The sequence below is a fragment of the Stenotrophomonas aracearum genome (assembly GCF_031834615.1).
Lineage (GTDB): Bacteria > Pseudomonadota > Gammaproteobacteria > Xanthomonadales > Xanthomonadaceae > Stenotrophomonas > Stenotrophomonas aracearum.
Genome location: NZ_CP115543.1, coordinates 2,587,095 through 2,602,067, shown reverse-complemented (window position 1 = coordinate 2,602,067; position 14,973 = coordinate 2,587,095). Strand labels below are relative to the sequence as shown.

Here is a 14,973-nt window from a genome sequence, read left to right as displayed (position 1 = left end):
TTGCGCATGATGATGCTCTGATCACACCCGATGTCGGATGGTGTCGACGTAATCGTTCAGTGGCGGCGGGAAGGGTGGTGATGACGCAGGTGCAAGCGGCTGGACCAATGACGTCGGCAACGACGTGGGGCATGCCGTCATGGGGTGCGCCGCGCTGGACGCTGTCTGCATTGGGCCTGGTGCTGTGCGCCGGCATGCTGCCCGCCGTTGCCCAGGCCGAGACCGGCTACAGCGCCCAGGTCGTGCGCTGCCAGTCACGCGACATGGAGTGGGTGCACTGCGACATGCCGGTGGCCAACGGCGTCGACCTGGTCCGCCAGCTCTCCGACAACAGCTGCGTGCGTGGCTCGGAGTGGGGCACTGACCGCACCGGCGTGTGGGTCACCCTGGGCTGCCGGGCCGAGTTCCGCAGCCGTAATCCCTCCGGCGCCGACAAGGATCCCGGTCGCAACGTGCGCCGCGTGGTGCGTTGCGAATCCAACGGCCGCCCCAGCAGCTGCCCGGTGATCCTGCAGGGCGCACCGGTGCGCCTGCTGCGCCAGCTGGGCGCGTTGCCGTGCCGCGAAGGCCACAGCTGGGGCGTCAAGCGCAATGAGATCTGGGTCACCCGCGGCTGCCAGGGCGATTTCGAAGTGGGCGCGGCCGACGGCAGCGGCTTCCTCAACGTGCCGCGCACCGTGGTCTGCGAATCCAAGTCACGCCAACGCCGCTTCTGCGGTGCCGGGATCAGCAGAAGCGCGGTACTGGTCAAGCAGCTCTCCGGCAGCCCCTGTGAGGAAGGCCGGAGCTGGGGCTGGGACACGCGCGGGGTGTGGGTCGACAACGGTTGCCGGGCCGAATTCCAGGTCAACTGAACCCGTTACAATGGGGGCATGAACGCATCCCCCGACATCGATTACGCCCGCTACGACCACATCCGCCCGATCCTGTGGACCGGCGATTCCCTGCAGCTGCTCGACCAGCGCAAGCTGCCGTTCGTGGTGGAGCACGTGGAATGCCGTGACAGCGACGCGGTGGCCGAGGCCATCCACGCGCTGACCGTGCGTGGCGCCCCGGCGATCGGAATTGCCGCCGCGTGGGGCGTGGTGCTGGCCGCGCAGCAGGTCCAGGCCGACGACGGCGCCCAGGCGCTGGCCAAGCTGGAACCGGCCCTGCAGCGCCTGAACGCTTCGCGCCCGACCGCCGTGAATCTTGCCTGGGCGCTGGCAAGAATGCGTCGCGCACTGGCCCCGGCCGGCGCCGACTGGGCGCAGGTGCTGGCCGATGAAGCGCAGGCCATCGCCGAGGAAGACCTGGCCGCCAACCGCCACATGGGCGCGCTGGGCGCCGGCCTGATCGACGCCGGCAGCGGCGTGCTGACCCACTGCAACACCGGCTCGCTGGCCACCGCCGGCTTTGGTACCGCGCTGGGCGTGATCCGCGCAGGCATGGCCCAGCACCGCATCGGCCGCGTGTTCGCCGGCGAAACCCGGCCGTGGCTGCAGGGCGCGCGCCTGACCGTGTGGGAGCTGCAGCAGGACGGCATCGACGCCACCCTGATCGCCGACTCGGCCGCCTCGCACCTGATGAAGACCGGTGCGGTGCAGTGGGTGATCGTGGGCGCCGACCGCATCTGCGCCAACGGCGATACCGCCAACAAGATCGGCACCTACCAGCTGGCGATCGCCGCCCGCCACCACGGGGTGAAGTTCATGGTGGTGGCGCCGTCCTCCACGGTGGACATGGACACCGCCGACGGCGCGCAGATCGAGATCGAGCAGCGCGACCCCGGCGAGCTGTACGGCGTCGGCGGCACCCGTACGGTGGCCGAAGGCATTGCCGCCTGGAACCCGGTCTTCGACGTCACCCCGGGCGAGCTGATCGACGCCATCGTGACCGAGAAGGGCGTGATCCTGAACCCCACCGCGGCCAACATGCAGGCCGCCTTCGGCTGAGCCAAGCGGCCGCGCACGCCTGATTGGACGGGCCGACCTCCCGGTAGCGTCGGCCGCTGGCCGACCCAGGCGGTCCAGCATCGTTCTGCAACATAGGAATAACCGTAAGTCCCTGATTTACGCAGGTAAAAACCCCGTAAACAGCAGCTAAATACCCCCCGTTGTGGTAGACTCGATCAGTTAATCGAGATTCCGGCGCCGCCGCCCCGCAAGGGCCGGCGCGACGGACTGGACCGCTACCAGACAACGGAACCCGAATGGCAGAAAACGCCAAGGAAATCATCCAGGTCAACCTGGAAGACGAGATGCGCAAGAGCTACCTCGATTACGCCATGAGCGTGATCGTGGGCCGCGCCCTCCCGGATGCACGCGACGGCCTCAAGCCGGTGCATCGCCGCGTGCTGTACGCGATGAACGAACTGAACGCGCACAGCAACAAGCCGTACTACAAGTCGGCGCGTATCGTCGGTGACGTCATCGGTAAGTACCACCCGCATGGCGACCAGTCGGTGTACGACACCCTGGTGCGCATGGCGCAGCCGTTCTCGCTGCGCTACATGCTGGTCGACGGCCAGGGTAACTTCGGTTCGGTCGACGGCGACTCCGCCGCGGCGATGCGTTACACCGAAGCCCGCATGTCGCGGCTCACCCATGAGCTGATGGCCGACATCGACAAGGAAACCGTCGATTTCCAGCCCAACTACGACGAAAAGGAACTGGAGCCGACGGTCATGCCGACCCGGTTCCCGAACCTGCTGGTCAACGGTTCGGCCGGCATCGCGGTGGGCATGGCCACCAACATCCCGCCGCACAACCTGACCGAGTCGATCAACGCCTGCATCGCGCTGATCGAAAACCCGGAGATCGACGTTGACGGCCTGATGGAGTACATCCCGGGCCCGGACTTCCCGACCTCGGGCATCATCAACGGTACCGCCGGCATCGTCGCCGGTTACCGCACCGGTCGTGGCCGGGTGCGCATCCGCGCCAAGGCCGATATCGAAGTGGCCGACAACGGCCGCGAATCGATCATCGTCACCGAGATCCCGTACCAGGTGAACAAGGCCCGGTTGATCGAGAAGATCGCCGAGCTGGTCAAGGAAAAGAAGCTCGAAGGCATCAGCGAGCTGCGCGATGAGTCCGACAAGGACGGCATGCGCATCTACATCGAAATCAAGCGCGGCGAGTCGGCGGAAGTTGTGTTGAACAACCTCTACCAGCAGACCCAGATGGAGTCGGTGTTCGGCATCAACATGGTGGCGCTGGTCGACGGCCGCCCGCAGTTGATGAACCTCAAGCAGATGCTCGAGGCGTTCGTGCGCCACCGCCGCGAAGTGGTCACCCGCCGTACCGTGTTCGAGCTGCGCAAGGCGCGCGCCCGTGCCCACGTGCTGGAAGGTCTGACCGTTGCGCTGGCCAACATCGACGAGATGATCGAACTGATCAAGACCTCGCCCAATCCCAACGAAGCCCGCGAACGCATGCTCGCGCGCCTCTGGGAACCGGGCCTGGTCGGTTCGATGCTGGGTGCGGCCGGCGCGGAAACCTCGCGCCCGGAAGACCTGCCCAAGGGCGTGGGCCTGATCGAAGGCGGCTACCAGCTGACCGAGATCCAGGCCACCCAGATCCTGGAAATGCGCCTGCACCGCCTGACCGGGCTGGAGCAGGACCGCCTGACCGAAGAGTACAAGCAGCTGCTGGAAACCATCGCCGGGCTGATCCACATCCTGGAAGATCCGGACCGCCTGCTGCAGGTCATCCGCGAAGAGCTGGTCAACGTGCGCACCGAGTTCGGCGACGAACGCCGCACCGAGATCCGCCACAGCGAAGAAGACCTGGACATCCTCGACCTGATCGCGCCGGAAGACGTGGTGGTGACCGTGTCGCATGCCGGCTACGTCAAGCGCCAGCCGGTCAGCGCCTACCGCGCGCAGCGCCGTGGCGGCCGTGGCCGCAGTGCGGCAGCGACCAAGGAAGAAGATTTCATCGAACAGCTGTGGCTGGTCAACACGCACGACACGCTGCTGACCTTCACCAGTTCGGGCAAGGTGTTCTGGCTGCCGGTGCACCAGCTGCCCGAAGCCGGTTCGAATGCGCGTGGGCGTCCGATCATCAACTGGATCCCGCTCGAGAACGGTGAGCGCGTGCAGGCGGTGCTGCCGGTCCGTGAGTATGCCGAAGGCCAGTACGTGTTCTTCGCCACGCGCAACGGCACGGTCAAGAAGACCCCGCTGAGCGAGTTCGCGTTCCGCCTGGCGCGCGGCAAGATCGCCATCAACCTCGACGAGGGCGATGCGCTGGTCGGTGTCGGCCTGACCGACGGCGACCGCGACATCCTGCTGTTTGCCTCCAACGGCAAGACCGTGCGCTTCGGCGAAGACCGGGTCCGTTCGATGGGCCGTACCGCCACCGGCGTGCGCGGCATCAAAATGGCCAAGGGCGAGGAAGTGGTCAGCCTGATCGTGGCCGAGCGTGCCGGCGGCAACGATGACGAGAACGAAGACGACGTGCAGGTCGAAGAAACCGCGGTCGAGAACGGCGATGCCGTGATCGAAGGCGGCGACGACGACAGCATGCTGTACATCCTGACCGCGACCGAGAACGGCTACGGCAAGCGCACCCCGCTGCCGGATTACCCGCGCAAGGGTCGTGGCACCCAGGGCGTGATCGGCATCCAGACCACCGAGCGCAACGGCAAGCTGGTCAGCGCGGTGCTGATGGGCTCGCGCGACGAGGTCCTGCTGATCTCCGACGGCGGCACCCTGGTGCGCACGCGTGGTTCGGAAATCTCGCGCGTGGGCCGCAACACCCAGGGCGTGACCCTGATCCGCCTGTCCAAGGACGAAAAGCTGCAGGCGGTGGAGCGGATGGACGCCTCCATCGACGACGTCGAGGACGAAGCCGAAGCAGCCGCAACTCCGGTCGAAGCGGCAGCAGCACCGGCCACCGGCGACGAAAATCCGCAGGGTTGATCGAACCGCCACGCAACACCGAACAACGCCGGCCAAACGCCGGCGTTGTTCGTTTCCGCTGCCGCGGAATTCGCCCCACCCGGTAGCGCCGGCCGTTGGCCGGCCCTCGCGCAGCTTCCGAAGCCGCAAAAATACGCACGACATTCACACCCCAACAGGCATAAGCTTCAAAAAACCGGCCCGCAGGGGAGGCCGGCAGCATCCAGGGTTCCGCCGTACCGGGGAGAACACCGATGTCCGCTGCACCGTCGTCCGAACCGTCCGTGGTGGCGCCCGCGCGCCACCCGCTCATCACCGTGCTCGCGATCCTCCTGATCATCCTCGGCCTGGTCCTCGGCGGCCTGGGCGCCTGGCTCGTTCAACTCGGCGGCTCCTGGTACTACGCATTGGCCGGCGCCGGCATGGTGGTCGCCGGCGTCCTGCTCTGGGGCAACCGCCGCAGCGGTGCCTGGGCTTACCTGCTGGTATTCGTCGGCACCGCGCTGTGGACCGGGTGGGAATCGGGCAGCGACTACTGGCGCTGGGTACCGCGGCTCGGCCTGGTCACCGCGCTGGGTTTCCTGCTCGCGCTGCTGCTGCCGACCCTCCGCACGCCGGTACCGCGCCGGGTGTCGCGCACGCTTGCCGGCGTGCTCGGGGTCGTGTTCGTCGTGGCGTTCGCGCTGGCCTTCGTGCCGCACGGCGCCGTGGCCGGCACCCAGGCGTTCCCGGTCGACGTCACCGGTACAGGCCTGGCGCCCACCAAAGAAGCGAGCCCGCAACCGGCAGACGAACCCGCCCCCGGCGACTGGACCGCCTGGGGTCGCAGCAACGCGGCCACCCGCTATTCGCCGCTGCAGCAGATCACCCCGGCCAACGTCGGCACGCTCGAGCTGGCCTGGCAGTTCCGCACCAGCGACCTGCCGAAGAAGCGCTGGGGCGCCGAAACCACGCCGCTGAAGGTTGGCGACACCCTGTACCTGTGCACCGCGCGCAACCAGCTGATCGCACTGGACGCGGCCACCGGCAAGGAGCGTTGGCGTTTCAACCCGAAGGTGAAGGACGCCAGCATTCCGTACACCGCCGCCTGCCGCGGCGTGTCGTACTACGAAGTGCCTGGCGTGCCGCAGGTCGACCCAGTGCTGGCCGACGTCGCCGCCGACCTGGCCCTGCCCGAAGCCTCCCCCAGCCTCGGCTCGCGCCCACTGGCGCCGGGCAACCGCGCGCTGTGCGCGGCACGCATCATCGAAGGCACGCTCGACGGCCGCCTGATCGCGGTCGACGCCGCCACCGGCCGGCCGTGCCCGGGCTTCGGCAACAACGGCCAGGTCGACATCACCCTGGGCATGGGCGACGTGCCGCCCGGTTATGTGTCGATCACTTCGCCACCGGCGATCGTGCGCGGGGTCATTGTCACCGGCCACCAGGTGCTCGACGGCCAGCGCCGCGACGCACCGTCCGGCGTGATCCAGGCGTACGACGCGGAAACAGGCAAGCTGCGCTGGGCCTGGGACATGGACGCACCCGAGCGCAGCGGACTGCCGCCGCAGGGGCAAACCTATACACGTGGCACCCCGAACATGTGGACCACCGCAACCGGCGACGAGCAGCTGGGCCTGGTGTACCTGCCGATGGGCAATTCCGCCGGCGATTACTGGAGCGGGTCGCGAACCGAAAACCAGAACCGTTATGCCACCTCGCTGGTGGCGCTGGACGTCACCACCGGCAAACCGGTGTGGAATTTCCAGGCCGTGCGCAAGGACGTTTGGGATTACGACCTTGGCTCGCAGGCCACCCTGGTCGACTTCCCGACCGCCGCCGGCAAGGTGCCCGCGCTGCTGTTGCCGACCAAACAGGGCGACCTGTACGTGCTCGACCGTCGCACCGGCGAACTGCTGACCCCGGCCGAAGAGCGCGCGGTGCCTGGCGGTGGCGTGGAGCCGGACCAGCGCGCGCCAACCCAGCTGTTTTCGCTGTATCACACGCTGCGCAAGCCGGACCTGACCGAGCGCGACATGTGGGGCATCACCCCGATCGACCAGCTGGTCTGCCGCATCCAGTTCCGCAAGGCCAGCTACCAGGGCTTCTATACGCCGCCCACCGCCGACCGGCATTCCATCGAGTATCCCGGCTACAACGGCGGTTCGGACTGGGGCAGCGTCGCCGTGGACCCGCGCCATGGCGTGATCGTGGCCAACTACAACGACATGCCCAACTACAACCGCCTGGTGCCGCGCGCCGAAGCCGACCGCAAGGGCTGGGTGCCGCGCGAAATGGTGCGCGCCGACCGCGGCGGTGCCGAAGGGGCAGGGGACCCGCAGACCGGCACGCCGTACGCCATCGACGTCAACGCCGGCTGGCGCCTGCCGTTCACCAAACTGCTGTGCAAGCAACCGCCGTACGGCGGCATCCGCGCCATCGACCTGCGCAGCGGCAAGCTGCTGTGGGACCGCCCGTTCGGCAGTGCGCGCGGCAATGGCCCGTTCGGCATCCGTTCCGGCCTGCCGATTGAAATCGGTACGCCCAACAACGGCGGCTCCGCAATCACCGCCAGCGGCCTGATCTTCATCGCCGCTGCCACCGATGACCTGCTGCGCGCGATTGATATCAAGACCGGCAAGGAACTCTGGCACGCCAAGCTGCCGGCCGGCGGCCAGGCCAACCCGATGGTCTACGAATACGACGGCCGCCAGTACGTGGTGATCATGGCCGGCGGCCATCACTTCATGGAGACGCCTGCAGGAGATTACGTGATGGCCTATGCGTTGCCGAAGGGGCGCGAGTAGATCACACCACCCGCACCATCTTCCGCATCAGATGCTCCACCACGCCCTGCGGGTCCGCCGTGCGCCCCACATGCGTGCTCGACATCTGCACGATGGAACTGCGCTTTGCAGTCAGGAAATGGAAGCGCGACCGTGCGGGCAGCTGCGCGATCGGACCGGCCGTGGCATCGCCGCGACAGATCGCCACAATCGCATCCAGCCACGGCTGCAGCGCTTCCACATCCAGCGACGGTGCGAACGCCTGCATCCGCACCGGGTCGATCTCAATCGCGGCCTGCAGGTGCTTCGCGCCCGGGCAGGACACGATGACCCCGACGTTGATGAACTCTTCGCGCTCCACCCGCGGTACCACGCGGATGACCGCATAGTCATACGTATGCAGCGTGGGCACGGACGGCCTCCTGTACGAACGCGGCGCGCGCCTGCAGGCGGCACTTCAGGTAATCGATGTACCCCTGGCGATACGCGGCAGGGCTGTCGAACGCTGGCTCGTCTACCAGCCAGCTGTCCGGCACCAGGTTCACGATGCGCTCGATCTCCGCGTCCGGCAGCAGTGCCGCCAGTTCGGCGTCCACCTCGGCGATCTTCGACGCGAACGGCAGCAGCACCTGGTCGCGGATCAGCACGAACGGCTTTTCGCAGGCGTCACCCGCGTTGGCCCAGTCGTGGTGGAAGTACATCGCCGCACCGTGGTCGATCAGATACAACCTGCGATGCCACACCATCAGGTTCGGGTTGCGCGCGGTGCGGTCCACGTTGCTGATGAACGCATCCAGCCACACGATGCGCGAGGCCAGGTCGGCGTCCACCGGCATCGCGGCCGGGTCGTAATTGATCGCGCCGGGCAGGTAATCGCTACCCAGATTCAGCCCTTCGCTGGCACGGATCAGGTCCTGGATTTCCGGATCCGGTTCGGTACGGGCGAACTCGCGGTCCAGCTCCACGAACATGATTTCGGGGATCGGCAGGCCCAGCGTCCGCGCCATCTCACCGGCGATCAGCTCGGCGATGAGCGCCTTCGGCCCTTGGCCGGCGCCACGGAACTTGAGCACGACCATGCCCTCGTCGTCGGTCTCGACCACGGCGGGCAGGGAGCCACCCTCGCGGAGCGGGGTGATGTAACGGAGCGCGTGGACGGTACGCAAGGGGCATCCAGGTAAAAGGGGGCAGCGGCGCCATCTTACCGGGTCTGGTCTGGACGCACGCTGGCGTGGCAGGCACAGTGCGGTCTACCGGCAGCACAAGGCTTCAAGGAGAAACGCCATGCAGGATGACCCGCGTCCGTCGCGTGCCAAGGTGGGGCTGCCCCGCCTTCTGGCACTCATGGCGGCGATCTTCCTGCCGCTGGCCGCGTCGGCCCAGCCGGCCACGCCAGACGCCGACCCACAGCGCCATTCCGAACGCCCGCGCACCTGCCTGGTCCTCGGCGGTGGCGGCGCGCGCGGCGCGGCGCATATCGGCGTGCTCAAAGTGCTGGAGCGCGAACGCGTGCCGGTGGATTGCATCGTCGGCACGTCGATGGGCGCGGTGGTCGGAGGCCTGTACGCCTCCGGGTACTCGGCCGATGAGATCGAGACGGTGCTGGATGGCATCGACTGGGCCGAAGTACTGCGCGACAAGCCGCCGCGCAACGAACGCAGCATGCGTCGCAAGGAAGACGACCTGCGCCTGCTCGGCGGGGTCGAAGTGGGGGTCAGCAACGGCAAGATTGCCTTCCCGCGTGGGCTGATCCAGGGCCAGAAGCTGGAAATGCTGCTGCGTCGCCTGCTGCTGCCGACCTGGCAGGTGCGCGATTTCGACCAGCTGCCAATCCCGTTCCGCGCGGTAGCCACCGACATCGTCACCGGCGACAAGGTGGTGTTTTCCGAAGGCGACATGGCGCTGGCGATCCGCGCCAGCATGTCGGTGCCCGGCGTGTTCGCGCCGGTGCGCTACCAGGGCCGCCTGCTGGTCGACGGCGGCGTGGTCGACAACCTGCCCATCGACGAAGCGCGCAAGCTCGGGGCCCAGCGCCTGATCGTGGTGCGTGTCGGCACGCCGCTGATGGATGAAGAACGGCTGGATTCGCCGCTGGCGATCAGCCACCAGATGGCCGGCGTGCTGATGAAGCGCGTGGTCGACGCGCAGCTGGCCACGCTGGGTCCGCAGGACCTGCTGATCACCCCGCCGCTGGGCACGATGGGCAGCCAGGACTTCAACCATTCCCCACAGGCGGTGGGCGTCGGCGAGCAGGCGGCGCAGGCCGAAGTGACCGCTATTGAACGCTACCAGGTCAGCCCACGGCAGTACGCGGCCTTCCAGCAACAGCATCGGCCGCCCGCGTTCGAAGCACCCATCGTCGCATTCGTCGACGTGCTGCGCGGCGAAACCCGCACCCCGCGCGTGATCGAACAACGCCTGCAGCCGCAACTGGGCCAGCCGCTGCAGCCGGAGACGATCGAGCGCCAGGTAGCGTTGACCTATGGCGAAGGCCGGTACGAACAGGTGCAGTGGCGACTGGACGACCGCGAAGGCGAGCTCGGGCTGGTGATCGCCCCGCAGGACAAACGCTGGGGACCGGATTTCCTGCACTTCGCGCTGCGCCTGTCCGACGATTTCAACGGCACCAGCAATTACCAGTTGATCAGCGAGTACACGAAAACCGGCCTGAGCGAGCAGGGCGCCGAATTGAAGCTGCGCGCGGGCCTGGGCGAAGTCGAAGAACTGTTCGCCGAGTACTACCACCCGTTCGGGGGCAGTGGCCGCCACGCACTGTCCACGTATGCGCGTTACCGTGCCACCGACCTGGACCTGGTACTGGAGCAGGGCGGCTCGCTGGCGCAATATCGCTACAGCCAGTGGTACGGTGGCCTGCGCTGGGCGTACTCACCGCATCCGGACTGGGAATTCGCCACCTTCCTCGAGCGTGGCCAGGAGCGCGCGCGACTGGATATCGGCAATCCGACCCAGCTGGGCAACTACCGCGCCGACATGGGCAGCGTGGGCTGGCAGCTGCGGCACGATTCCATCGACAGTTCCGCCTTCCCCAGCCGCGGCCAGCGCCTGTCGCTGACCCGCCAGCACTACCTGGGTGCGCTGGGCACCGACAACCCGGCAGCCGTCACCCGCCTGCAGTGGGACGGTGCCTGGTCGCACGGCCGGAATCGTTGGCTGGGCGGCGTGCGCGCGTCATCCGCGCACGGCGGTGACGACCTGCTCGCCACCTACGGCTTCCTGGGCGGACTCGGCAACCTGTCCGGCTACCCCGAAGAATCGATCTTTGCCCCGCAGACCGCGCTGGCCCGGATGGTGTACTACCGCCGCGTGGCCCACGCCGATTCCCTGCTGACCATTCCGCTGTACGTGGGCGGCAGCCTGGAGTGGGGCGGCTACTGGGCCGCGCGCGACCAGGTGGACACCGACGGCATGCAAAGCGCCGGCAGCATCTTCGTCGGCGCCGACACCTTCCTCGGCCCGGTGTTCCTGGGCTACGGCCGCGCCGAAGGCGGGCACGACGCGTTCTACCTCACGTTCGGGTCGTTGTTGCGGACGCTGGACGGGTTCTAGGGCTTGGTCAAACTAAGATCAATCGATTGATCTTAGTTGCGAAAGCGAAGTGGCCCAAGGGTTTCCGGCGGATTTTTGGTTCCCGTGGAGGCCGGATTGCCTCAATTGCACATGTCTTTTGTCCTATTCCGGGTCGAATTTGGATCGATACAATCGAAGCAGCCACGCAGGCCGTGGCGCAACCTGGGAGTCCGTAGTGCACCGTACGATGCTGGCTGCTGCTTCGCTTGTCCTGACCGCCGCGCCCTGCGCCCTGCAGGCCGCCGACCTCGCCGCCGAGGTCAATCCCTTCATCGGCACCACCAACGCCGGCAACGTGTATCCGGGTCCGTCGGTCCCGTTCGGCATGGTCGCCTTCAGCCCTGAAATGACCCCGCTGCCCGGCAAGCGCTTCGCGTTCGCGGCGCCCGGCGGCTACGAGTGGCGCGGCAATGGCGTGCGCGGCTTCAGCCTGACCCATGTGTCCGGCACCGGCTGCACCGGCGCCAGTGGCGACATCCCGATCATGCCGGTCACCAGCAAGGTGGAGCTGTCGCCGTCCTCGGCCGACGCCGCCCTGCGCTATGCCAGCGTGCTCGACCACAAGCGCGAAAGCGCCAGCCCCGGCGCCTATACGCTCACCCTCGACAACGGCGTGGTGGTGAACCTGGGCGCCACCGCGCGCACCGCCGTGGGGCAGTTCCAGTTCCCCGCCGACAAGCCGGCAAACCTGCTGTTCCGCACCTCCGACAGCGAAGTGGGCAGCACCGATTCCAGCATCGTGATCGACCCGGCCACGCGCACCGTGCGCGGCTCGGTGACCGCGGGCAACTTCTGCGGTTACCTCGCCGAAGACCGTCGCGAGAGCTATTACACCCTGCATTTCGTCGCCGAATTCGATCAGCCGTTCGAAGTGGGTGGCACCTGGCGCGACGACACCGTGCAGCCCGGCGCGCGCGAAGGCGGCGGTGGCACCACCTACGGCACACAGGGCCATCCGCCGGTCGGCAAGGGCGCCGGCGGCTGGATCCAGTTCGACCCCAAGCGCAGTCCGACCGTGACCGCACGCATCGGCATCTCGTATGTCGACGAAGCCGGCGCGCGCGCCAACCTGCGCCGCGAAAGCCCGGCCGGCACCACCGTGGCCGCGACCCAGGCCGCCACCCGTGCCGAATGGAACAAGACGCTGGGGCAGGTCCGCGTGGAAGGCGGCACGCCCGACGAGCGCACCGTGTTCTACACCGCGCTGTACCACGCGCTGCTCGCGCCGAACCTGTTCAGTGACGGCGACGGCCGTTACCGCGGCATGGACGGCAAGGTCCATGCGTTGTCCAAGGGCCAGCGCGCGCAGTACGCCAATTATTCCGGCTGGGACGTGTACCGCTCGCAGCTGCAGCTGGTGACCCTGCTGCAACCGCAGGTGGGTTCGGACATCGCGCAGTCGCTGCTCAACCAGGCCGACCAGAACGGCGGCGTGTGGGACCGCTGGACCCACCTGACCGGCGCTACTGGCGTCATGAACGGCGATCCCTCGCCGCCATCGGTGGCCGCGATCCATGCCTTTGGTGGACGCAGCTTCGACCTGAAGCGCGCCTACGCTTCGCTGAAGCAGGCGGCCACCGTGCCGACCGAACGCGACCTCAGTCGCCGCGGCTGCCCGGTGCTGTGCGTGGGCCAGCGCCCGGGCCTGGACCAGTGGATGGCGCTGAAGTACATGCCAGTGGGTGCGCCGGGCTGGGGCACCGCGTCGGACACGCTTGAAATGGCCGCTGCCGATTTCGGCCTGGCCGAGCTGGCCAGCGCCGCCGGCGACAAGCAGGGCGCTGCGCTGTTCCGCGAACGCTCCGGCTGGTGGCGCAACCTCTACAACCCGAAGGCGACCGCGCAGGCCGGATACATCCAGCCGCGCAACGCCGACGGCAGCTGGCCGGCATTCGATCCCGCCTCGGACGAGGAGTTCGTGGAAGGCAGCGGCGCGCAGTACCTGTGGATGGTGCCGTTCGACCCGGCCGGGCTGATCGCCACGTTGGGTGGTCGTGAAGCGGCGATCCAGCGCCTGGATGCGTTCTTCCGCAAGGATAATGGCGATTGGGCGGTGACCAAGTCCGGCCCGTTGCATGCCGAGCTGGACAACGAACCGTCGGTTGCCGCGCCGTGGCTGTACAACTTCGTCGGGCAGCCGTGGAAGACCCAGGAGACCGTGCGCCAGGCGATGCGCCAGATCTGGACCAACGCACCGGAAGGCATGCCGGGCAATGACGACCTCGGCCAGATGTCGTCGTGGTACGTGTGGTCCGCGCTCGGCCTGTACCCGCTGTATCCGGGTCGCGCCGACCTGGTGATCGGCAGCCCGCTGTTCCGCAAGGCGGTCATCCAGCGTCCGGGCGCCACCTTGACCGTGACCGCCAGCGGCGCGGCGATGGATGCGCCGTACGTGCAGGGCCTGCGCGTAAACGGAAAGTCGAGCGACGCCAGCTGGCTGCCGGCCAGCTTCGTGCAGAAAGGCGGTACGCTGGACTTCAAGCTGGGCACCACGCGCAACACGCAGTGGGGCACGGCCACGCTGCCGCCTTCTTACGGACCGGAATGATCAACGCCGTACATCCACTGCTGCTGCGTAGTGCCGCCGTGCTCCCGTGGCTTGGCCTGTTCGCGAGCGCGGCCATGGCCGTGATCGTGACCGCGTTCGGCCTGCTGGCGATGCCGTACTACACCGAGCTGTTCGGCGCTGCCGGGCAGCCGTTGCCGTGGATCACCCGTGTTTTCAGCCAGGCCTGGGGAACGGCCTGGCTGGCACCGCTGCTGGTCGGCGCCGCGCTGTTCCTGCGCACCACGCCGTATGTGCGCATCGCCGCCGGCGTGTTCGGCCTCGGCGCGGCCGTGCTCGGTGCGGTCAGCGCGCTGTTTGCGATGTACCTGCCTTACTTCAAGCTGGCATCGCTGGTCTGAACTCCGCCGTGGAGGCGTGGGCCACGAAGTGCGTGGCCAGCGCGTCCACGAACCGCTGCGGTGACTCCACGTTCATCAGGTGCCCACCGGGCAGCATGCACAGCGTGGCCTGCGGCAGGCCCGCGACCAGTGCATGCACGCCTTCCAGCGGGGCCAGCCGGTCTTCATCGCCGCCGATCACCAGGGTCGGCATGCGCAGCCGCGACAGGGCAGGGCGACCGTCGAAGGCCAGCATCGCCTGCAGCAGGCGCAGCCAGTCGTCGCGGTCCTGTTCGTCGTCGGCGTTCTCCGGGTAATCCAGGTACGGGGCGGCCGCCGGGCTGGACAGGAAGCGGTCCGAGAACAACCACGGCAGCACCAGCTCGAAGATCTGCTTCGGCGTGGCGCCACTGGCGTAGACCGCGCCGATCGCCTTCAGGAACAGCTCGGCCTGGGTGCCGGTGTGCGCGAAGGTAGCGGCCAGCACCAGGCTGCGCACCCGCTGCGGCGCGGCCAGTGCCAGCGCCTGCGCCACCGTTCCGCCCATCGAGAAGCCCACCACGTGGGCGGCATCGATGCCGGCGGCGTCCATGATCGCCAGGACATCCTGTGCGAGGTCTTCAATCGAGAAGGGCAGGTTGCCACCGGGCGTTTTTCCGGAGCCGCGCAGGTCCACCGCGAGCACCCGGAAGCGGTCGGCGAGCGCGTGTTGTTCGGCCACCCAGAACGTGGCGTCGCCGCCCAGTCCATGGATCAGCACCACCGGCGGTGCATCGGCGGGGGAAGCGGTTTCGGTCCAATGGGCAGAACCGCGTGACGTCGTCATCAGGGGCATGGGAAACACCAGCA

General features: G+C 67.8%; 10 protein-coding genes. 7 read left to right on the top strand and 3 right to left on the bottom strand.

Features of this window, described 5'->3' with window-relative positions; all coding sequences use genetic code 11:
• The first annotated feature begins 131 nt into the window (after positions 1-131).
• From PDM28_RS11850 to PDM28_RS11835, 4 genes are all read left to right on the top strand, one after another.
• Positions 132-854, top strand: coding sequence for a DUF3011 domain-containing protein (locus tag PDM28_RS11850; protein ID WP_425507597.1), 723 nt, complete (start codon positions 132-134; stop codon positions 852-854).
• A gap of 18 nt (positions 855-872) precedes the next feature.
• Positions 873-1,934 (top strand): S-methyl-5-thioribose-1-phosphate isomerase, encoded by a 1,062-nt coding sequence (gene mtnA, locus PDM28_RS11845; protein WP_311182178.1) that lies wholly within the window; start codon positions 873-875, stop codon positions 1,932-1,934.
• A 257-nt stretch (positions 1,935-2,191) separates the two neighbouring features.
• Positions 2,192-4,906 carry a DNA gyrase subunit A gene (gene gyrA, locus PDM28_RS11840; RefSeq protein WP_311182177.1) on the top strand — a complete coding sequence of 905 codons (2,715 nt, stop codon included), beginning with the start codon at positions 2,192-2,194 and terminating at the stop codon, positions 4,904-4,906.
• Positions 4,907-5,139: 233 nt separating this feature from the next.
• Positions 5,140-7,671, top strand: a complete 2,532-nt coding sequence (locus PDM28_RS11835) for a membrane-bound PQQ-dependent dehydrogenase, glucose/quinate/shikimate family (RefSeq protein ID WP_311182176.1) — start codon at positions 5,140-5,142, stop codon at positions 7,669-7,671.
• A 1-nt stretch (position 7,672) separates the two neighbouring features.
• Here PDM28_RS11835 and PDM28_RS11830 read toward each other — a convergent pair whose 3' ends face one another.
• Together PDM28_RS11830 and PDM28_RS11825 are read right to left on the bottom strand one after the other, a co-directional pair.
• Positions 7,673-8,062: a DUF3037 domain-containing protein gene (locus PDM28_RS11830; RefSeq protein ID WP_311182175.1), complete on the bottom strand. Its 390-nt coding sequence runs from the start codon at positions 8,060-8,062 to the stop codon at positions 7,673-7,675.
• Positions 8,040-8,816, bottom strand: a complete 777-nt coding sequence (locus PDM28_RS11825) for a HipA family kinase (protein WP_311182174.1) — start codon at positions 8,814-8,816, stop codon at positions 8,040-8,042. The genes PDM28_RS11830 and PDM28_RS11825 overlap by 23 nt, the downstream gene beginning before the upstream one ends.
• Before the next feature lie 118 nt (positions 8,817-8,934).
• Here PDM28_RS11825 and PDM28_RS11820 point away from each other — a divergent pair, with 118 nt between their 5' ends.
• The 3 genes from PDM28_RS11820 (at position 8,935) to PDM28_RS11810 (ending at position 14,145) form a co-directional block, all read left to right on the top strand.
• On the top strand, positions 8,935-11,217 hold the full coding sequence (locus PDM28_RS11820) for a patatin-like phospholipase family protein (RefSeq protein WP_311182172.1): 2,283 nt from the start codon (positions 8,935-8,937) through the stop codon (positions 11,215-11,217).
• A gap of 196 nt (positions 11,218-11,413) precedes the next feature.
• The gene (locus tag PDM28_RS11815) at positions 11,414-13,786 is read left to right on the top strand and encodes a GH92 family glycosyl hydrolase (protein WP_311182171.1); all 2,373 of its coding nucleotides are present in this window, start codon (positions 11,414-11,416) and stop codon (positions 13,784-13,786) included.
• Positions 13,783-14,145: a hypothetical protein gene (locus PDM28_RS11810; protein WP_311182170.1), complete on the top strand. Its 363-nt coding sequence runs from the start codon at positions 13,783-13,785 to the stop codon at positions 14,143-14,145. The genes PDM28_RS11815 and PDM28_RS11810 overlap by 4 nt, the downstream gene beginning before the upstream one ends.
• Here the strand turns inward: PDM28_RS11810 and PDM28_RS11805 are convergent.
• Positions 14,123-14,959, bottom strand: a complete 837-nt coding sequence (locus tag PDM28_RS11805) for an alpha/beta fold hydrolase (RefSeq protein ID WP_311182169.1) — start codon at positions 14,957-14,959, stop codon at positions 14,123-14,125. The genes PDM28_RS11810 and PDM28_RS11805 overlap by 23 nt on opposite strands.
• Positions 14,960-14,973: the final 14 nt, after the last annotated feature.